This is a genomic window from Acinetobacter sp., from assembly GCF_041911495.1.
In the GTDB taxonomy this organism is placed as follows: Bacteria; Pseudomonadota; Gammaproteobacteria; order Pseudomonadales; family Moraxellaceae; genus Acinetobacter.
Genome location: NZ_JAYROT010000076.1, coordinates 19,625 through 39,876, shown reverse-complemented (window position 1 = coordinate 39,876; position 20,252 = coordinate 19,625). Strand labels below are relative to the sequence as shown.

Below are 20,252 nucleotides of genomic sequence, written 5' to 3'. Positions count from 1 at the left end.
TTATCGTTTGTGCAAACGATAATACGCCAAAGCTAAAAATACCATCGCCATGATCGCTAAGAACCATACATGCTCAGCCACCTGTGACAAAGTTGCGCCCATTTGATTGAGTTTGACGAAGAGCATAACACCATGTGTAGAGGGCAGTGCGGTGGCGATAGAGGAAATCCATAATGGCATGGATGAATGTGGCCAAGCAATCCCAGACAAAATAAATAAAGGCACCGAGCTCACCACAATCACATGCCCCGCACGTTCAGCAATATCAAGAAATGTCGATAAAAACATCCCCATCGCAGCAACACACGCGACAAAGATCGGCACGGTAAAAAGCATCGCAATAAAATTCCCGCCACGAGGGTAGTCATACAGCCAAAAGGTAAAGCCAAATAGGTAATAACAGCCCAAGCTCCCAATGGTGAGCGCTACAGCAAAAAGCGCCCAAAACTCACTCGGCTCTGGTCGCCAATTCGACTCTCGGTAGCCTGCGATCAGCATACATAAACCCAAAAAAATGGTCTGATGGATGATCACAGGTGCCACCGCAGGAAAAATATAACTGCCATAACCCGATAAAGTGTTGAATAAGGGAATTTGATGAATCGGAATACTCGGCTCAAAGGCACTGATATTGGCATATTTATCGGCATATTCAGCCAATGTTGATTCCACAGACTCAGCAATAGCCACGCCAATTTGCTTTGTTTTCAGGAAATATGCCGCACTCAGATAAATACCAATACCCCCATTTTCACCATGTCGAATGCTTTTGGTGAGATTATTCGGCAACAACAGAATCCCATCGGCCTGTTGTTCCTGAACCAATTGTTTTGCCTCTAAAAAATTCGCAGTGACGGCACGAATTTCCACATTGGGGCTTTTCTGAATTTGCGTGATGATTTGATTGCTGAGCTGACTTTGCTCCTCATCGACGATCACAATCGGTAACGACTCGGCATGTTGTCCTTCATAGGCTGTTGGATAGAAAAAGCTGTAAAAAATTACTGATAAAATCATGGTGGTTAGCACCGATTGATTTTTGGCAATATTTTTAAAAGTTTGCAGATAATAACAAAAAAAAGATTTCATGTGCTGACCTCTTTTTTTGTTTTTTTGATCAGCAACAGGGCAAAAATCAAGAACACTGAAAAATGGAGCAATAACAAGCCAAAAGGCTCTAGTGAGGTGGTAATTGGACTACCGACGACCCATTGCTCAGTCTGCAATCTAGCATAGGGGGTATAGGGGATGATGTACGACCAAAATTGAGTAAAGGTCGGTGCATTATTCAGCGGTAACGTCACCCCAGCGAAGCTCAAGGACGATCCGCCATATACTGCAATCAAGCCAAAGGTTTTGAGTAAATCTTTACTTCCTAAAACCAAGCAGACAGCAAGCAGGGCATATGCAGCGTAAAATAAAAATTGTCCAAGCAATAATAACCACAATGATCCTGCAATCGACCAGCCACGAATCTCCGTCAGCCAAAACATCCACGCCCACGTCCATAATGAGAAGATCAGGATATATGGCATGGTCTTGGCGAATAAAATGGCGAAAATATTGTGTCCGCCGAGCCAAGTTTTGACAGTCTGATATTTGAGTTCTTGCCCGACACTAAACGCCACACAACAGCACAACAATAGGTGCATAATCGCAGGAATTAAAAACGGCTCAAGATATAATTCATAACTTAGCGTTGGATTAAATAAAGGCGAGATTTTGACATTTGGCGTGGGCGCTTCGACATAGGGCAAACTATTTTCTAAGTATGCATTGCCCATGTAGTTGGCGATGCCTTGCACGGTCGCAAGCGATACCGCTGTAGACAGCGTATTACCAATAGAGAAAAAAGACAGATTATACGCAATGCTAATCTGTGGGTCTTGCGCCTGCACCAGATTGCGCTCCGCACCATCGGGAATATGCACATAGCCCCAAATTTTAGTGCGATTAATCAAATCTTCGGCTTGGTCAATCCGTTCAATGCCATGCTCGATGTGAATGGTGTGATTGAGTGCCAAATGCTTCTCGATGGTTCGGCTCAGTTCAGAATGATCTTGATCAATGACGGCTATGGGTAAATGTTCAGGCTTGCCGTCTAAAAACATGGCGCTAAATACAATGATCAAAAAAGTAGGCACCAACGTCACCAAACACAGATCCCACGGATGAGTGATCAAATAATTCAGTTCACGCTTGAGTGCAGTCCACATTGATGTTTTACCTATCGCCATGCGCTATCGAATTTGAATCAAAATTCAACGCTTTATTGTCCTTTAACTTCAAAGATTACGCTCATGCCGACTTTGAGATCAGGGATTTTTTGCTCAGGTTCAAGATGCAATTTAAAGCTACGAATATCATAGCCACCTGTCTGACGTGTGGTCTTAATGGTGGCAAAGTCACCTTCAGCATCAATGGTTTTGATTAAAAAAGTCGCTTTTTGATTTAGCGCAGGAATATAGCCTTCAAGGCTTTTCTTTTTATAGACATTGGCATATTGATCTTCACGCACATTCAGACTGACCCAATAATCATCTGTCAGCAGGCTGATAATCGGTACGCCCATCACCACCAACTCACTGGTTTCACCATAGATTTCCGACACTGTGGCATCTTGTGGTGCATGCAGTAAGGTTTCCGCTTCCATAGCATTGGCTTCACTCACTGCTGCACGAGCGATTTCTACTTGTGCGTCGGCAGAGGATTTTTGCTGTGTGGTGCTACCACGTTCGGCACGGGCATATTGTTGATACGATGCTTCCGCCAGTTCTTTGGCAGAAATATTTGCGGCGTGCATTTGGTCACGACGCTGACGAGAGATCACACCTTGTTGATATAAGGTCTGTCCACGTTGATAGGTAGTTTCTGCCAGTGTTGCTTGCGCTTTGACACTTTGCCAGTTGGCGTAGAGCGTGTCGATATTTTCTTGTTGCGAGCCGCGTTCTGCGGTGGACTGTAATGCGAGCGCAGATTGAAGTGAGGCGAGGGCTTGTTGCTTTTTCGCTTCGACTTCAGGACTACTGAGTTTGATCAGCGCCTGACCTTGTTTCACTTGCTCACCTTCATGCACAAAGAGCTGTTCAATGCGACTCGGCACTTTGCTACTGACATGAATGGTATCGGCTTCAACACGTCCTTGAATGCTAATGGTTTTTGGCTGATAGCTTTTCCATAGTCCAAAAATAATCAAGCCCAGTAAGATCAATACCACCAATACAGCAATGGCTTTTTTCAGCTTTGATTTTTTCTGTGCATTTGAGCTGTTGTCATTCAAATTGCTTTCAGAAAAATTACCGTCAGGCTGGTTTTGCGGTGCGTTATTTTCTACGCCATTATTGGATACATCGTTGTTTGATGAATCTTTGCTTGTTGAATTACTTTTTGATGAATTATTGCCTGAAACATCGTTGCTCGGTACATCATCATTTGGTTGATCGTTCATGGTGTACCTCCTGCAACTGTGGTAACAATTTTATCGCTATCAGGTGCATGGATAAAATTTTGAAATTGATCGAGTGAGCCGTGACTTTGTAACAGTGTCGCCAAAGACATGACATATTTATAAGCATTGGTGGCAATCTCGGCATGCAATGCATTGATATTATTTTCAGCGTCGATCACATCGGTCGCTGTAACCATATCCTCACGAAAGGACAGGGTTTGAATGCGTAGATTTTCTTCGGCAGCCCGCATATTGTCTTTTAATAATTGATGGCTACGCTGTGCGCCGAGCATGGATTGATAACTACTATAAATCACATTGGCAAGTTCGATTTTACTCTGTTCGGTGAGTAGCTGTGCGGCTTGGCTTTGTAGCTGTGCTGCTTGCACTTGCTTGCGCTTATCAATGCCAGAAAACAGGTTATAGCTCGCCATCACGCCAACGATCCAATTCTCCTTGTCATCTAAAGCATATTCACCAAAGCCAAATACTTTGGGCTTTTGTGCGGCTTGTTGTATTTTGACTTTCTGTTGTGCAAGGGCTGTATCATTTTGCAATTTTTGAATCAGTGGAGAATTGCCTGCATAGCTTTCCATCAACTCATTTAAATTTAAAGCGGACTGCTCATTGACGAATAAGGGTGTGCTCGGTTCAACCGTATCCATGCTGTGTAGGAGGTTTTGTAGTTGATATTGGCTAGATTGCAATTGACGCTGAGCGCTTTGATACAAACGATCGGCATTATTGCGAGCCACTTCGAATTGCATGCGCTGCCCACGACTAATAAAACCTTGTTGCTCAAGCTTCAGGGCATTGTCTAAATGACGTTGCATTGCATCGAGATTATTGCGACTTGATGCAAGGAGCTGTTGCTGAAGTTGCACATCGAAATATAAGGTGATCAATTGGAAGCGCTGGGCATCTTCGGTTTGTTGCTGGTTAAATGAACTGCTATTGGCACGAATTTTAGCGATTTCTTTTGCACTGGAGGTTAAGCCACCAGTATAAATCGGCATGCTCACAGAAACCGTTGGGCGAAATACTTCATCTTCGAGCTCAAGATGGGCGTAGTTTGGAAATTGGCTGACCCCATCATGAATAATATTGTTAATCCCCGACTGCACACTATCTAATGCACCACTTGGCACACCTGCATTTTCAAGTTCAGAAATTCGATCACTGACACGTTGCGAAAGCTGATCTTCAATGCCTTGTTTAAATTGATTGAGTGGCACATCAGTTTCAGCGTGAAACGCATAAGCTCGTGCATTTAAATCGACACGTGGTAAACCTAAATACTTGACTGCTTGTGCTTCAAGTTCGCTAGCCTGTTGTAGTGCACGTTGCGACTGCATACTATAAGAGGCGTCAAAAACACGTTGTTCGGCTTGCTCAAAGCTATAAGGCGTTGCATAGACGATGCTATTGCAGAATATGGCAATACTCAAGACCAAGCGTTTTGGTCGTGTAAAAAATGACGGTTTTGAAAATGATAAATTTGGATAAGGTGATTTCATTAGTTTTTGTTGCATTGCAACCACGCAATGGAAGTCAATATGCTCACAGTATATGACAAGCTGGAATCAGAAAAAAAGGTTTAATAAAACTTATAAGTCGGTGATCATTTGTACACAAAATAAATCGGCAATGCCTAAGTGCAAAAAAGCCAATGACTTGCATTGGCTTGATGGTGTCTAAGTTGTGAATAAAAAGAGTTAGTCTGCTTGAATCCAACTGTCAGCACGCTCACGTGCAAGACGCATGTCATTTTGGCTCAGGTTGGCAGCCAATTTCACGATTTTCTTTTCAGACATATCTTTGGCACGGTAGTCGAGCATGCCATCACGTGTCGATAGCTCATACCATTGATAAGCGCCGACATAGTTTTTAGCACGTTCTTCAAGCACTGCTAAATTGTAGCTCGCTCGGTTGTCACCAAGCTTGGCCGCTTTCATGAGATATTGTTTTGCTGCGTCAATGTTTTTCTTTACACCATTGCCATTTGCATACATTTGACCGACATTCAGCTGTGCTGCAGGAACGCCTTGATCGGCTGCTTTTTTAAACCACGCAAAGGCTTGATCCATATCTTTGGCAACACCTTGCCCACGTTTATAACGCTCTGCCAAGAAAAATTGCGCAGGTGCTTGACCTGCTTGTGCAGTCTGAGCCAACTGGTTGATTGGCATGGTCGTATACTGTGCAACAGTAGACTGACTAGATGGTTGTTGGCTGATGAGTTCGGCATGAGTAGACATCGCAACAACACTAAGGACGCCGAAAAGGCTACTTAAAGCGAGTTTTTTCATAGGGCACTGACTCTATAAATTGCTGTTTCACCAAATAAATTTGGCATGTGTTTCATAATTAAACTGCCTTGCTGATTATCATTGACAGCAAGACGGTTGATAATTCGTATATTGTTTTCTGCACACAACGCTTCAAAATCTTTAAAGGTGCACAGGTGAATATTTGGCGTATTGTACCACATGTATGGCAACGCTTCAGAAACAGGCATTTTCCCTTTTAAAGCAAGGAAAGAACGTGTTTTCCAATGGGCAAAGTTTGGAAAGGTGATAATCGCCTCTCGCCCAACTCGCACCATATCACGAAGTAATACATCTGGTGTATCTACAGCTTGCAAAGCTTGTGCCATAACCACATAGTCAAAACTTTGGTCTGCAAACTGTTTTAAGCCTAGATTAAGGTCTTGTTGAATAATATTCAAGCCCCGACCAATGGCAACCGCGATTTTTTCTTGATCAATTTCGAGTCCGTAGGCTTGAACATTGTGCTTTTTTTGCATATGGGCAAGCAATTCACCATTGCCACAACCCAAATCGAGTACACGAGAGTTGGGCTTGATCCACTTTTCTGCAAGTTGTTGATCTAAACGCATGCTTATTCTCCTTGTACCGTGACTTGTTGTTCTGCTGTTGCTTCAACAGGCTTGTGTTCACGAGGCGTAGAGCTTGAAAAAGAGCTCGTTAAGAAATTACGCATGGTTTGAACGTATAGCGGTACAGGGAATAGGAATGAGTCGTGACCTTGTTCAGCTTCGATATCGACATAGCTGACAGGCTTGTGGTTCGACGTGAGTGCTTTGACGATCTCTTGCGAGCGAGAAGGAGCAAAGCGCCAGTCAGTGGTAAATGATACGACTAAGAATCGGCATTTAGTCTGCGCTAAGGCTTTCGGTAAATCGCCACCAAACTCACGTGCAGGATCGAAATAATCTAAGGCTTTGGTCATGATCAGGTAAGTATTGGCATCGAAGTTTCGGCTGAATTGCTCACCTTGATAGCGCAAATAGCTTTCTACTTGAAACTCGACGTCAAAGCCGTACATGAATTTTCCAAGTTTTAAATCACGACCAAACTTTTGCTTCATCGCTTCTTCAGACAGGTAGGTGATATGACCAACCATGCGTGCCAAGATCAAGCCACGTTTTGGATAGCTGTCATGTTCGAGGTAACGCCCATGATGAAAATCAGGATCAGACAATATTGACTGACGTGCCACCTCGTTAAAGGCAATATTTTGTGCGGTGAGCTTCGGTGCACTTGCGATGATGACACAATTACGCAAATCATCAGGATAATCGACCGACCATTGTAAGGCTTGCATACCACCTAATGAACCGCCGACCACAGCATGCCATACCGCAATACCAAGACGCTCAGAGAGCATTTTTTGGGTTTTGACCCAATCTCGTACTGTAACGAGTGGAAAATCTGGACCGTAAGGACGATTGTCATTTTCAGGATTCGGAGAGGTTGGTCCTGTAGAGCCGTTGCAACCACCAATATTGTTCAAAGCGACGACATAAAAGAGATTGGTATCTATCGCTTTACCTGGGCCAATACATTCGTCCCACCAACCTGCTTTTTTATCATCTTCGTGGTGATAACCAGCTGCGTGGTGATGTCCAGAGAGCGCATGGCAAATCAAAATCGCATTGGAGCGATCGGCATTGAGTTGCCCATAAGTTTCGACCATGATTTCGAAACGTGGCAAAACTCGACCACACTCAAGCTCAAGTGGCTCTTCAAAATTAAACTTTTGTGGACTGACGATACCGACTGAATCACTTGCAAAGCTCACGCTGATTCCTTTATAAACTCTTCATCGCAAAAGGATACCAATAAATCGGTATCCTTCCATAGCAAAATTGCTTTAAATGATTTTAATTGAAGGGAATTTCGAAAAACTAGCGAGTAGCGTAAATTTCTAGGCGCACCTCGCACAGCAACCGCAGTGTATATGAGATACATGAGGATTGCGAGCAAGGCGCAACGCAGAAATTTGCCGACGTAGGTGGTTTCTCGAAGTTGCCTTAAGCCGTTTCTGTAACTTGTTCAGCTTCAATCGCACCTTTTTCGATCATGCGATTGATACATGCCAAGATCGCTTCGATGGATGCAGTGACGATATTGTCATGAATCCCGACACCAAATCCGCTGATTGGTTGACCTTGGACTTGCAACTCAATCATCGCAAGTGCTTTGGCATTGGCACCGTGACCGATACTTTTTTCTTCATAGTTCAATACGTCGATCGGTAGGGCAATCGCATCCAAAATCGCAGAAATTGGTCCATTGCCTTCGCCTGTGAGATGACGTACTTCGCCACCTGCCAATACTTCAAACTGAACCGCTTGACGACCATTGTGATCAGACAAATGATAATTTTTAATTTGATAATATTTTTGAGCAGTATAAATGTAAGTTTGTTTGAACAATTCCCAAATTTGATCGGCACTGATCTCTGTACCATGTGCATCGGTATGTTGTTGCACGATTTGGCTAAACTCAATCTGTAAGCGACGTGGCAAGACCACACCATAGCTTGATTCAAGCAAGTAGGCGATACCACCTTTACCAGACTGACTGTTGACACGGATCACCGCATCATAGCTACGTCCCAAATCTTTTGGGTCGATTGGCAAATACGGCATATCCCAAATGGCTTCATCTTTTTGGAATTCGAAGCCTTTTTTGATCGCATCTTGGTGCGAGCCAGAGAATGCAGTAAACACCAAATCACCTGCATATGGATGACGTGGGTGCACTGGCAAACCTGTACACTCTTCAATGGTGGCAATGATTTCATTGACGTTAGAGAAATCTAAGTTTGGCGCAACACCTTGCGTGTACATATTTAAGGCAACGGCTGCCACATCGACATTCCCAGTACGTTCGCCATTACCAAACACACAACCTTCGACACGATCCGCACCTGCCATCAATGCAAGTTCGGCAGCAGCGATACCACAGCCGCGGTCATTGTGCGGATGAACAGAAATGATCACACCCTCACGGCGTTGTAAGTTGCGGTGCATCCATTCGATCTGATCGGCATAGACATTCGGCGTAGACACTTCAACCGTTGCAGGTAAATTCAAAATCACTTTGTTGTCCGCAGATGCTTCCCAAATCTCAGTGACAGCATCACACACATCTTTCGCTACTTCTAACTCTGTTGCCGTAAAGCACTCAGGGCTGTATTGGAAGACCCATTCGGTGTCAGGATATTTTTCCGCAGTTTGTTTGACTTTGGTCGCTGCATTGATTGCCAAAGCTTTGGCACCTGCCTCATCGACATTCAAGACTTTTTTACGGAAAGTCGGTGAGTTTGAATTATAAATGTGGACGATGGCACGCTTCGCACCGATTAACGATTCAAAAGTGCGCTCGATCAAGTGATCACGTGCTTGCACCAAGACCTCGATATAGACATCATCGGGAATGTGATTTTCTTCGATCAATTTGCGGGTAAAGTCAAAGTCGACTTGCGATGCAGAAGGGAAGCCGATCTCGATATGTTTGAAGCCAATGCCGACTAACATTTGGAACATTTTGAATTTTTGTTCGATGCTCATCGGTTCGAAAATCGCTTGGTTGCCATCACGCAGATCGGTGCTCATCCAAATCGGGGCTTGTGTAATTTCGTTGTTTGGCCATTGACGATCGGGTAAATCGACACGTTGGTACATTCGACGATATTTTTGGCTAGGATCTTTTAACATGATGAGCGCTCCGCTTTTGACGAATATAAAACACTGTAAAACAGCATTGAGTCGTTTTGCGTGGATAATACAAAGGACAATAGATTGATTAGCTATTATTGTACGCTGAAAAAATGAAAATGTATTTCTAATCTAAGCAAAAGTATAACTGGGTGTGACAATTAATTTCTGATATTTTTTAATTTGTGGAAATATTTTTTACAAAATTGATTTATGGTGAGAAATTTAAATCCCTGAACACTCGTCAAAGTTCAGCCCATTTGCGCATCAAGTTATGGTACATATTGGTAAGTTTGATGACATCCTGATGCTGATCTCCAAGTTGCATTCTAAGACTTTGAATACTTTGATCAAGATTAAATAGCGTATAACGCTCACTTTCATCTCGAATCATACTTTGAACCCAAAAAAATGAAGCAATACGACAGCCTGAGCTAACAGCAGTGACCTCATGTAGACTTGTCGAAGGGTACAAAACCATATCTCCTGCGGGAAGTTTTATATCATGAAAGCCATAGGTATCTTCAACAACCAGTTCACCACCTTCATATTCATCGGGCTCACTCAAAAACACTGTGCAGGATAAATCAGTACGCAATCGCTCATTTGTGCCACGTATACGACGGATTGAGTTATCTACATGAAACCCAAAGGATTCATTGCTTTCGTATCGGTTGAACAAAGGGGGGATAATGTCGAGAGGAATCGCCGCAGATAAGAAAAGTGGATGTTGACCCAAAGATTCAAGAATTATCGTACCCAGATGGTGTGTCAGTGGATGATCTTCAGGGAGCTGTTGATTATTCTTAACCGTTGCTGAAAGCGTACCTGCCGTAACTTTTCCATTGACCCATTCTATCTTATCCATTTCTTCACGGAAATATTGCACTTGTGATGTGCTGAGTACGTTAGGGATATGATGAATCACGCGAACACCTTTTATTTAGAATAACTTAATACATGCAAATAGCCTCTGCATGCAGAGGCTATTTTTATATCACAATTCCATAACTAATATATGGGATTAGTATTTAAAGTTTAGAGAAAGCACTGCACTACGACCTTCTGCTTCAGTGGCGTAGTGATTGGAATACGCTTTAGTGAAATAGCGTTTGTCTGTTAGGTTGTTCACATTGAGTTGTAAATCAACATTTTTATTCACGTTATAACGCGCCATTGCATCGTAACGGACATACCCTGGAACAAATTTGGTATTTGCCGCATTACCATACACTTTATCCATCGCAACAGCACCAGCACCTAAAGTCAACTGTGGCATGACTTGGTAAGTGGTCCAAAGTGTTGCAGAGTTCTTAGCAACGTTTTGAACCTGATTACCATCATTTAAATCAGTGCCATCATCCACTAATTCGCTGTCCAAATAGGTATAACCAGCAGATAACGCCCATTTGTCTGTGATATTACCGTTTACACCTAATTCAAAACCATCGACACGTGTTTCACCAATATTTTTGGTTGTACCGTCATCAGCTGTTGCACGAGTATTGGTTTTTTCAGTACGGAAAATGGCTGCTGTTAAATTAAGTTTTTCATTCAAGACATCCCATTTAGTCCCCAGTTCCATAGTGCGGACTTCTTCAGGTTTTAAGTTCTGAATAGCTGCTGTAATACCTTCTGAACCATCACCACCATCGACACCCACTGGATTTGATGAGGTTGCATAACTTGCATAGATTGAGCCATTTTCGACTGGTTTATAGACTAAGCCGACTTGATAGTTGATAAAATCAGAGTCATTTTTAATCGTTACTTGATCGCCAACTTTAGCGGTTGGTAGTACAGGTGGTGTTGCTGTTGGGTTGCCTAATACAACACTATTACGTGCGCCATACGTCATGGTCTGCTTCGCAGAATAATCATCCCAACGTAAGCCTAAATCCAAGATCCACTGTGGGTGTAATTCAATGCTATCGAGGAAATATACAGAAGTGTTTTTATTCTGAATGTTATAGCGGTCAGCACCATCAGTACTAATGGTCCCTGTCCAATCTCCACGATTAGGATTTTGAACAGAAGTACACCAACCCGATGCAATCGCGCTTGCACGACATGAGCTATTTGCCGTTCCTGTAGTTGATAAGCCGTCAATAATATATTGGGTACGGTCAGTTTCTTGGTCTGAGTACTCAGCACCTAAGTTAAAGCTGTGCTTTAAGCGACCTGTATTAAACTTACCAGTTAAAGCCAATTGGTCTGTAAATGCATCGGTATCTGCCACACGTGAGTTTGCACGCGCCCAAACATTGCCATTTTTATAAATATTACCTCTTGAGTCATCTGGGTTGGTCCAAAGGTAATCATTTTTAGATTTGTTATAAACAGCGGTATTACTAAGGGTTAAATTATCAGTAAGATCATGTTCAAGCTTGATTGTACCAATTTGATTTTCTTGTTTTTGAAAATCGCGATCTTTCCAGCCGTAATAAATGCCTTGCTTGACATCAATTGGCTTCCCTGAATATTGCGAATAGCCCGTAGGATTGTTGTAGGGTACGCCTGAATCAGGAGTATCATCTGTTTTGAGGTAGTAATAGCTTAAGGTCGCACGGGTAGGCGTATCCAAGCCAAACGTAATACTTGGCGCAATACCTGCACGTGCATATTCAGTACCATCTTCTTGACCCGCTTTGTCGTTATGGTGACCCATTACGACAACACGAGCAGCAATACCATTACCAAAATCTTTATTACCATCAAGTGTAATACGCTGATAGTCGTCCGTACCCGTAGCAACTGATCCTTCTAAACTATTGCCAGATTTTGCAACCTTAGAGATCATGTTGATGCTACCACCAACTGAGCCTGAACCACCAAGTGCAGAGGCAGAACCTTTAGTCACTTCGACTTGTTCTACAGCAAACAATTCACGGTTTTGTGAAGTTGAATTGCGAATACCGTCAACATACATTGAGCTTTCGGAGTTGTAGCCACGAATAAATGGACGATCACCATTAGGATTACCGCCTTCACCTGCACCAAGTGTAATGCCTGGTACAGTACGTAGTGCATCACTTAATGTAGTTACTTGTGTATCTTCAAGAAGTTGCTTAGAAATGATAGAAACAGATTTGGGAGTATCGAGTAAAGGTGCTACATATTTAGAGTTAGAAGAGTGATCAACCTTTAAACCTTGTTCTTGTTCGGCCTTCACTTCAATCGTCGGTAACTCAACGACTTGATCGGCAGCGTGGACTGCAAAAGGCAAGGCTGTAGCAGCGACAGCGAGGAGCTGAGGAGCGCGATGGTGCTTACGACTTTTGATTGTTTTCATATTTAAAATCCGTAGAGATTAAGGAGAAACAGCTACATGATGTAACAATTTATGTATATTCTAATAATAATCATTCTTAATTGCAATATCAGTTAAGCTCGCAGCCCTTAAATAATGATTTAATTTACTGATTAGGATATTCATAAATATTGAATTAATGGTCTGAGTTGGCGATGATCTAAAGATTTTTCGCACAAGTTTTGTATATCGTCCAATGTTGTCATATAATGTGGCACTTTTTTAAAAACTGTAATGATTAATCCAAAGATAGAGGAAGCCATGCAAGTAACTTCTGAAGCGGTTTCGGGTGTTTCCCGTCGTTTAAATGTGTCAGTACCGAACAGTCGTGTGAATGAGAAATTTGAAGCACGTATCCAACGTACTGCGAAAACTGTGAAGATGAACGGCTTTCGTCCAGGTAAAGTACCTGTGAATGTCGTTCGCCGTGAATATGGTGCGGGTATCTACCAAGAAGTTGTGAATGACATCATTCGTGACACTGTATTTGAAGCGATCCAACAAGAAAAAATCAACGCTGTTGGTACGCCAAACATCGAAAAAGTAGAAAACAAAGACGATGCTTTGGTCTATGAAGCGACTGTTGAAGTGTATCCAGAAGTGGAAGTGGCTGGTTTTGATGGCTTGGAAATCGAGCGTAAAAAAGCAGAAGTGAAAGATGCTGATGTTGATGTCATGATCGAAAACTTGCAAAAGCAACGTCAAACTTGGGCTGAAACCAAGGGTATGGCGAAAAAAGACATGCAAGTGACTTTCGACTTTGAAGGTTCAATCGACGGTGAGAAGTTCGACGGTGGTTCTGCTGAAGACTACACGCTGGTACTTGGTTCAGGTCAAATGATTCCAGGTTTTGAAGATGGCATCGTTGGTATGAAGAAAGGCGAAGAGAAAGTGATTGATGTGACTTTCCCTGAAGACTATCAAGCTCAAAACCTTGCGGGTAAAGCGGCACAGTTCAAAATCACTGTGAAAAAGGTTGAAAAGTCTAAACTTCCAGAAATCGACAAAGAATTCTTAGAAGTATTCGGTCTGTCTGAAGAAGATGGCATTGAAAAATTAAAAGCTGACGTTCGCAAAAATATGGAACGTGAAGTAAAAAATGGTCTACGTAGCCAAGTGAAACAAGCTACATTTGATGCACTTGTTGCTGCCAATGAAATCGAAGTACCGGCTTCTATGGTTGCACAAGAAATTGACCGTCAACGTCAACAGATGGTTCAACAGTTCACACAGCAGTTTGGTGCGCAAGGTGCGAAAGCATTTGATTCTAGCGTATTACCAGATGACTTGTTTAAAGACCAAGCAGAGCGTTCTGTGAAGTTAGGCGTATTGATTTCTAAAGTATTGCAAGATGCAAAACTTGAAGTAGATCAAGCTCGTGTAACAGCGTTCATCGAAGATATGGCGTCTTCTTATGAAGATCCAGCAGAAGTGATTGAATACTTCACCACTGATAAGCAACAACGTGCGCAAATCGAAGCGGTTGTCCTTGAAGATCAAGTGGTAGATCACATTTTGCAAGGTGCAAAAGTATCTGAAACAGAAGTGTCTTATCAAGAGTTGTTGCAAGAACAGCAAGCGCGTCAACAACAAGGTTAATGACCTTGCTTCACTTAGCATCAGTTGAGTGAAGTATGTTGATGTAACAAACCAAGTGATTTATCACTTGGTTTTTTTATGGCTATCGTTTTGAGTTAAAAAGCTGAATTGCAGGCTATACGATTTAAAAGCATCAAATATATGCTTTTAACCAGTCAAAGCTGTCCTCTGAGTTTTGGCTTGGCTTATATTCTGCGGCACAGTAGCCAAGATAATGACTATTTTGAATCCAATCAAAAAACTCGGCGAAATTGATATTACCAGTGAATGGCTCATGACGATGTGGATAGTCTGCAAATTGAATATGACCAATGACATCAATATTTTCTTGTAAGGTACTGAGTAAGTCCTCACCCATCATTGCCATATGGTAGCAGTCATATTGCAATCGAAGAGCAGGGTGTTGCACAGCCTCAAGCATTTCCTGAGCTTGCGCAATATTTTGAATTAAAAAGCGTGGCATATCCGTGCCGTTGATCATCTCGATCACAGGGCTAATATCCGCACTTTGAAAGAGATCACAGGCAAATTTCAAATTGTTGGCAAAGGTTTGTAAGCAAGGGAGTAGGTCTGCATCAATCGGCTGTTTCCCTGCCAAAATATTCACCGTTGGGACGTGTAGTGCAGTTGCATATTCAATGGCGAGTTGTACCGCTTTTTCAAACTCATACTCACAACCAGGTACACAGGCTAAGCCGTCACCACCTTGCATCAAGTCACCCGCAGGCACATTGATCAGCACCAAATCGAGTTCATGCCGATCCAATTCATTTTGAATCTGCGTAATACTGAGTTCATAGGGAAATTGAATTTCGACAGCACGAAAGCCTTGTGCTTTGGCGAGGGCAAAGCGTTCAATCAAGGGAACTTCGTGAAAGATTAAGGAAAGATTGACCGCAAGATTAAGCATCGAAAGTCTCCTAAATCTCCATGTTGATATTTAATATTATGCTCGAAAGGTCTTGTTCTGCAAAGCCATTTTGTTGATGTTGTTGTAATTGTGCTAAAGCGTGACTTGCCACAGGAATATTTAAGCCCAGATCTTTTGCTAAAGTTGTGGCGTTATTTAAGTCTTTGGCAAGGGTTTGCACTTTCCATTGGACAGGCTCAAAACGTTGACTTGCCATGCGTGGCGCAAGGATTTGAAATGGTTTGGAGTCGGCAAACCCACCTGCAAGTGCAGGTGCAAGTAGATTGGCATCGACACCTGCTTGCTGTGCGAGTGCGACAGCTTCGGCGATGAGTGTGCTATTCGCTGCGACGATGAGTTGATTGCAAATCTTAGTTGCCTGACCTGTGCCGACACCACCCATACACGTCACACGTGCAGATAGTGGTGCATAGATTGGTGCAAGAGCGTTTATTAGAGTCGCATCACCACCTGCAAAAATCACTAAACTGCCTTGCTCTGCACCTACGGTACCGCCAGACACAGGCGAATCAATCCAAGTCACATTTTTGTTTGCGACTTGCTTTGATAGGGCATGTGTCTTCGCCACAGACAAGCTAGAAAAATCAATGATAATTTGTCCAGATTGCAGATTTGGCATGAGCTGATCAGCCACTGCTTGTACAGCATGATCATCAGCCAGACACAGCATGATAATTGGATAATCAGTGATTTTTTGTAGGTTCAGAACAGTTGCGCCATAAGCGATGACTTCATCACAAGCACTTGTAGTACGATTCCAAACAGCCACAGTAAAGCCTGCATCAAGCAAGCGTTTGCTCATGCGAGTGCCCATCAAACCCATGCCAAGAAAAGCGATAGAGGATTCGGTGGAAAACTGTGGCATAAATAAAACCCTATATTTTAACGGTGATGAGCCGATTAACCATTATATTGGCGTGGTGCAAAATCAGTTTCAGGATGCTTATCCTTTTTACGTGCGATTTTACTGTTTTTACCTGCGATGAGGCGGAATTGCCAAATCTTTTCCAAACGTAGAGCTTTGTTCGGTTGGTGTTCCATCGCATCAAGGACACGTTTTGCAGCGAGCAAGGCATCAGGTGAGCGTTGAATCAGCTCTTCAGCTAAAGCTTGTGCTTTGATCATAGGATTGTCATCGAGATGGGTGACTAAGCCGATCTCTTTGGCATATGCACCGTCGAATATACGTGCGGTGAGGGTTAGTTCTTTAGCAAGGTCTAAACCGATCAAACCTTTGAGTGAACGTGTTAAACCCATGTCAGGCACGAGTCCCCAACGACTTTCCATGATCGACATTTGTGTGTTTGGATGGGCAATACGAATATCCGATGCAAGTGCCAGTTGCATCCCTGCACCAAAGCAATAGCCTTGAATCGCACTAATCACTGGAACAGGCATACTTTGCCAAATGAGAAATGCTTTTTGGAATAGACTTTGACCCGGTTTAATGAGTTCCCATGCGGCAAATAGGCGATTTTTTGGATTATTCAAATCACTCAGATCAATCCCAGCACTAAAGACATTTGCTTCACCAGTGAGAATAATACAGCGAATTTTTTTATTTTTTTTCAATGATTTCGCAGTATCTACTAAGGCTTGTAATAGTGCAAAGGTCATTGCATTACGTTTTTCAGGACGATTTAGTTTGACGATTGCAATGCCTTGCGGATTAATGTCTACGCTCAGTAAAGACATGGGGGAATTCCTCTATTTGTTTTTTAGATCGCTACGAATCATAGCATGTCGGTATTTCAGTCAGGACAAAGAAATTGACGCTAAGTTCACAGTCAACTCAACGTTACTTATGAAAGGGAGTTTCTAAAAACCTAGCGAGTAAAATAAATTTCAAGGCGTACCTCTCACAGCAACCGCAGTGTACGAGTGGTACATGAGGATTGCGAGCAAGGTACAACGCAGAAATTTGCTTACGCAGATGGTTTTTCGAGATTCCCGAAAATTATTCAGCTAAATACTCTTGTGCAGCAAGTCGAACGTGCGCCATCGCTTCGAGTAATACTTTATAGCGGTGTAACACCTGTTCGATAAAGTCGTCGTCGGCAGGGCGTTGCTCTTTGCGTAGTGTGGATACAAACTGTTCAAATTCACCAGTAAGCTTTTGCAACTGTGGCGTACCGACATAACGTGTTGCGCCATAGATGCGGTGAAGATTTTGCTCAAGCTGCGGAAAGTCTTCGAGCTCGATCAGTTGTTGCATCTCATGCTGTTCTTCATCAAAGCTATCAATAAGCATACGTAGTAAATCTTTGGCAAGATCAACTTTATTGGCAGCAAGTTGTAGGCTTAAATTCCAGTCCAAGATGATGTCATCTGCATGATGTTTAATCTGCGATTGAGATGAGGTGCTCGCTGTATGTACATTGCTTTCAGCATTTGCTAATACGTTGTTAGCTGAGATGCTATTTAGGCTGTTATTCAAACTATTATTTAAGGTGTTATTCAAATTGCTATTTGCAAAACCGTCGATGTTTTGGAGTTTTTCAGCCTTCGTCCATGTACCTAATATTTGAATCAGTTGTTCAAGCTGGATCGGCTTAGTCACATAATCATTAAAACCTGCGTGCATCAGATTTTCTTTTTCATCTGACATGGCATGTGCCGTCAGCGCAATGATGGGTAGTTGATTCGTCTGTGTTGCATGATGTTCCATGCCACGAATTGCTTGCGTAGTTTCAGGGCCTGACATGACGGGCATCTGAATATCCATAAAGACCAAATCAAAAAGTGGCTGATTTTTATCAAGTCGTTCTTTGATACGATTTAATGCAGTTTGACCATTAAGTGCGGTGGTGACTTTAACATTAAGCTCATTCAGTAGCGCTTCTAAAACTACAAGATTTGGCAAATGATCATCAACAGCAAGCACATGTAAGCCTTGTCCATTAAAGACAGGAGTGCTGATGGTTAGGGTTTGGTTAAAGAATAGTTTTAAAAGGTTTTGGCGACTTAGTGGTTGATTGAGTGCGATCGCATGATGTGTTTGTAAGACTTGCGGATCAAGTAGCATTTGATAGCCATAAATCGCCAAATTGCCTTGATAGCGTGTACGAATTTCTTGCAACAAAGCATCCAAATCACCCGAATGATCGACGATGACCCATGCTTTTTCACCGAGTTCATTAAACTGTTTTAAACGGCTAAATAAGTCCAAAGTTGAACTCGACTCATGATGCTGTGCCTCATAGTCTTCAAGATATTGTTTTAAAATATTTGCAGTCGCAGGGTGGGCGATGTGGCTGAGTACATTGAACTGCGCCAAAGAAGTGCTAAGTTCAGGTTGATCATTTGGCAGATCAAACTGTACATTAAACCAAAAGGTTGCGCCTTTTTCGGTTGGATTGCGTTCTTGATTGTCCTCAAAACCAATCTGACCGTGCATCAGTTGCACCAATTGTTTTGAGATGGCAAGTCCAAGTCCTGTGCCACCAAATTGACGTGTGACAGAGGTATCACCCTGACTAAATGAGGCAAATAATTTTTTACGATCAGTCCCACTCACGCCAATACCGCTATCTTGTACAGTACAGTGCATGGTAATACGGTTGGCTTCTTGGTGCTCAAGTCGTGTGCGGACAATAATCTCACCTTCAGGCGTGAATTTAATCGCATTCGACACGAGATTGGTCAAGACTTGTTTAAAGCGAAGCGCATCGCCACAGACCTGAAACGGCAAATCATGATCATAATAAATCGCCATGTCGATTTGTTTTTCAGAAGCGAGTGGGGAGAGCATATCCATCACATCAAAAATTGCTTCTTCCAAATTAAAATTGGCCACTTCAAGCTCAAGTTTCCCTGCATCAATCTTAGAAAAATCAAGAACATCATTGATCAATGCCAAAAGATGTGCAGAGGATTTACGAATGGTTTGCACATACATTTGGTTTTCATCATTAAGCTGACCACGGCGCAGCATCAGGTGAATAAAACCGTCAATGCTGTTGAGGGGCGTGCGCAGTTCATGACTGATATTGGCAAGGAAAACCGATTTAGATTGATTGGCAGAGATCGCTTGGTCACGTGCTTTTTTATAAGTAATGTTTTGCACTTCTAGAGTGTCTAAGGTTTTACGCAAATCATCTTCAGTTTGTTCAGTATGTTCTTTGAGCTCTAAAAAACTAAAGTTCAAACGGCGCAATAAGGTCGCAATGTCCTTTTGAAGTAATGCCAATTCACCTGTGGAGTTGGTTTGAAAGCTCTTACCCAAGCTGTCCGCATTCATCCGTTGCAACTGCAAACGAATCTCGTACATCGGCGCAATCCAACGTCGAGCGTAAAAATTCAAACATAACAAGAGCAATAATAAAGTCAATAAACCTGTTACGACCAATACTAACCACACACGATATTTAGCAAGAGTCAAAGGCTTATTGTCCAACTCGATCATCAGCCATACAGGGCCTTGCTCAGCATAGCCGATCCGCATGCCATAGATATGATTCTGACCATTATCAATAGGACCGAAGAAATTATTATTTACTGGGAAGTTTGGCCATGCACGATGATTACGATGTCCAACACTGAGGTGTGTTTGCCCATGAATATCGACCAAGGCCGTGCGAATCACATCAGGTTCATTGAGAATATATTGCAAAATATGCTGTGCTTCGGCCTGACGGCGAACCGTGCTTTTATCGAGTTTGATTAAGATCGAAGCTGTTTTTTGATAACGGGTCAACACCGCAGACGCCGCAGTGATTTGCTGGGTTTGCATAGAGCGAGAAGTTTCTTGCAAGACTAAAAAAGTACCTGCCAACGACAAGATCATGATCGGCACAAAAATCAGTGCAATTAACTGTCCATAGGCATTACTAATTTTAAATCGGTGCCAAAAGCTTTCTGATCTTCGCTGCATCGCAAATCGTCGTAAAAAAATTATGATTGTGTACGGATATTAGCATGCTTTAAATAATAGTCA

The 20,252-nt window shown here is 42.6% G+C and carries 14 protein-coding genes and 1 pseudogene; 1 reads left to right on the top strand and 14 read right to left on the bottom strand.

Annotated elements, in window-relative coordinates:
- The 10 genes and pseudogenes from ACE3PQ_RS10135 to ACE3PQ_RS10090 all read right to left on the bottom strand — a co-directional run bounded on the left by ACE3PQ_RS10135 (window position 1) and on the right by ACE3PQ_RS10090 (window position 12,768).
- A complete protein-coding gene (locus ACE3PQ_RS10135) occupies window positions 1–1,089 on the bottom strand; it encodes an ABC transporter permease (protein ID WP_374297484.1) in 1,089 nt (362 codons plus the stop codon).
- Entirely contained in the window at window positions 1,086–2,216 is a 1,131-nt protein-coding gene (locus ACE3PQ_RS10130; RefSeq protein WP_374297494.1) for an ABC transporter permease, read from the bottom strand. The genes ACE3PQ_RS10135 and ACE3PQ_RS10130 overlap by 4 nt, the downstream gene beginning before the upstream one ends.
- A 53-nt stretch (window positions 2,217–2,269) precedes the next feature.
- Window positions 2,270–3,256, bottom strand: a pseudogene (locus ACE3PQ_RS10125) (HlyD family secretion protein); the annotation flags it as partial.
- A gap of 188 nt (window positions 3,257–3,444) precedes the next feature.
- Complete coding sequence (locus ACE3PQ_RS10120; protein ID WP_374297482.1) at window positions 3,445–4,980, bottom strand: TolC family protein; 1,536 nt, start codon at window positions 4,978–4,980, stop codon at window positions 3,445–3,447.
- A gap of 183 nt (window positions 4,981–5,163) precedes the next feature.
- On the bottom strand, window positions 5,164–5,757 hold the full coding sequence (locus tag ACE3PQ_RS10115; RefSeq protein WP_374297480.1) for a tetratricopeptide repeat protein: 594 nt from the start codon (window positions 5,755–5,757) through the stop codon (window positions 5,164–5,166).
- Complete coding sequence (gene metW, locus ACE3PQ_RS10110) at window positions 5,754–6,347, bottom strand: methionine biosynthesis protein MetW (RefSeq protein ID WP_374297478.1); 594 nt, start codon at window positions 6,345–6,347, stop codon at window positions 5,754–5,756. Before metW ends, ACE3PQ_RS10115 begins: the two co-directional genes overlap by 4 nt.
- A gap of 2 nt (window positions 6,348–6,349) precedes the next feature.
- Window positions 6,350–7,552, bottom strand: a complete 1,203-nt coding sequence (locus tag ACE3PQ_RS10105) for a homoserine O-acetyltransferase (protein WP_374297476.1) — start codon at window positions 7,550–7,552, stop codon at window positions 6,350–6,352.
- Window positions 7,553–7,784: 232 nt separating this feature from the next.
- On the bottom strand, window positions 7,785–9,479 hold the full coding sequence (gene leuA / locus ACE3PQ_RS10100; RefSeq protein ID WP_374297492.1) for a 2-isopropylmalate synthase: 1,695 nt from the start codon (window positions 9,477–9,479) through the stop codon (window positions 7,785–7,787).
- 241 nt (window positions 9,480–9,720) lie between these two features.
- On the bottom strand, window positions 9,721–10,404 hold the full coding sequence (locus ACE3PQ_RS10095) for a Fe2+-dependent dioxygenase (protein WP_374297474.1): 684 nt from the start codon (window positions 10,402–10,404) through the stop codon (window positions 9,721–9,723).
- 96 nt (window positions 10,405–10,500) lie between these two features.
- Window positions 10,501–12,768: a TonB-dependent receptor gene (locus tag ACE3PQ_RS10090; protein ID WP_374297472.1), complete on the bottom strand. Its 2,268-nt coding sequence runs from the start codon at window positions 12,766–12,768 to the stop codon at window positions 10,501–10,503.
- A 279-nt stretch (window positions 12,769–13,047) separates the two neighbouring features.
- On the opposite strand from ACE3PQ_RS10090, the gene tig reads away from it, so the two are divergent.
- Window positions 13,048–14,385 carry a trigger factor gene (gene tig / locus ACE3PQ_RS10085; protein ID WP_374297470.1) on the top strand — a complete coding sequence of 446 codons (1,338 nt, stop codon included), beginning with the start codon at window positions 13,048–13,050 and terminating at the stop codon, window positions 14,383–14,385.
- A 133-nt stretch (window positions 14,386–14,518) separates the two neighbouring features.
- Here the strand turns inward: tig and ACE3PQ_RS10080 are convergent, their stop codons facing one another.
- From ACE3PQ_RS10080 to ACE3PQ_RS10065, 4 genes are all read right to left on the bottom strand, one after another.
- A complete protein-coding gene (locus tag ACE3PQ_RS10080; protein ID WP_374297468.1) occupies window positions 14,519–15,295 on the bottom strand; it encodes a hydroxypyruvate isomerase family protein in 777 nt (258 codons plus the stop codon).
- A 10-nt stretch (window positions 15,296–15,305) separates the two neighbouring features.
- Window positions 15,306–16,181: an NAD(P)-dependent oxidoreductase gene (locus ACE3PQ_RS10075; protein WP_374297466.1), complete on the bottom strand. Its 876-nt coding sequence runs from the start codon at window positions 16,179–16,181 to the stop codon at window positions 15,306–15,308.
- A gap of 35 nt (window positions 16,182–16,216) precedes the next feature.
- Window positions 16,217–17,011: a crotonase/enoyl-CoA hydratase family protein gene (locus tag ACE3PQ_RS10070; RefSeq protein ID WP_374297464.1), complete on the bottom strand. Its 795-nt coding sequence runs from the start codon at window positions 17,009–17,011 to the stop codon at window positions 16,217–16,219.
- A 262-nt stretch (window positions 17,012–17,273) separates the two neighbouring features.
- The gene (locus ACE3PQ_RS10065; RefSeq protein WP_374297462.1) at window positions 17,274–20,189 is read right to left on the bottom strand and encodes an ATP-binding protein; all 2,916 of its coding nucleotides are present in this window, start codon (window positions 20,187–20,189) and stop codon (window positions 17,274–17,276) included.
- Window positions 20,190–20,252 lie beyond the last annotated feature (63 nt).

Excerpts from the sequence above, each read along its gene's own strand:
- ACE3PQ_RS10135 (WP_374297484.1), bottom strand. The coding sequence starts at position 1,089 with ATGAAATCTTTTTTTTGTTATTATCTGCAAACTTTTAAAAATATTGCC.
- ACE3PQ_RS10130 (WP_374297494.1), bottom strand. The coding sequence starts at position 2,216 with ATGTGGACTGCACTCAAGCGTGAACTGAATTATTTGATCACTCATCCG.
- ACE3PQ_RS10120 (WP_374297482.1), bottom strand. The coding sequence starts at position 4,980 with ATGCAACAAAAACTAATGAAATCACCTTATCCAAATTTATCATTTTCA.
- ACE3PQ_RS10115 (WP_374297480.1), bottom strand. The coding sequence starts at position 5,757 with ATGAAAAAACTCGCTTTAAGTAGCCTTTTCGGCGTCCTTAGTGTTGTT.
- metW (WP_374297478.1), bottom strand. The coding sequence starts at position 6,347 with ATGCGTTTAGATCAACAACTTGCAGAAAAGTGGATCAAGCCCAACTCT.
- ACE3PQ_RS10090 (WP_374297472.1), bottom strand. The coding sequence starts at position 12,768 with ATGAAAACAATCAAAAGTCGTAAGCACCATCGCGCTCCTCAGCTCCTC.
- tig (WP_374297470.1), top strand. The coding sequence starts at position 13,048 with ATGCAAGTAACTTCTGAAGCGGTTTCGGGTGTTTCCCGTCGTTTAAAT.
- ACE3PQ_RS10080 (WP_374297468.1), bottom strand. The coding sequence starts at position 15,295 with ATGCTTAATCTTGCGGTCAATCTTTCCTTAATCTTTCACGAAGTTCCC.
- ACE3PQ_RS10075 (WP_374297466.1), bottom strand. The coding sequence starts at position 16,181 with ATGCCACAGTTTTCCACCGAATCCTCTATCGCTTTTCTTGGCATGGGT.
- ACE3PQ_RS10070 (WP_374297464.1), bottom strand. The coding sequence starts at position 17,011 with ATGTCTTTACTGAGCGTAGACATTAATCCGCAAGGCATTGCAATCGTC.
- ACE3PQ_RS10065 (WP_374297462.1), bottom strand. The coding sequence starts at position 20,189 with ATGCAGCGAAGATCAGAAAGCTTTTGGCACCGATTTAAAATTAGTAAT.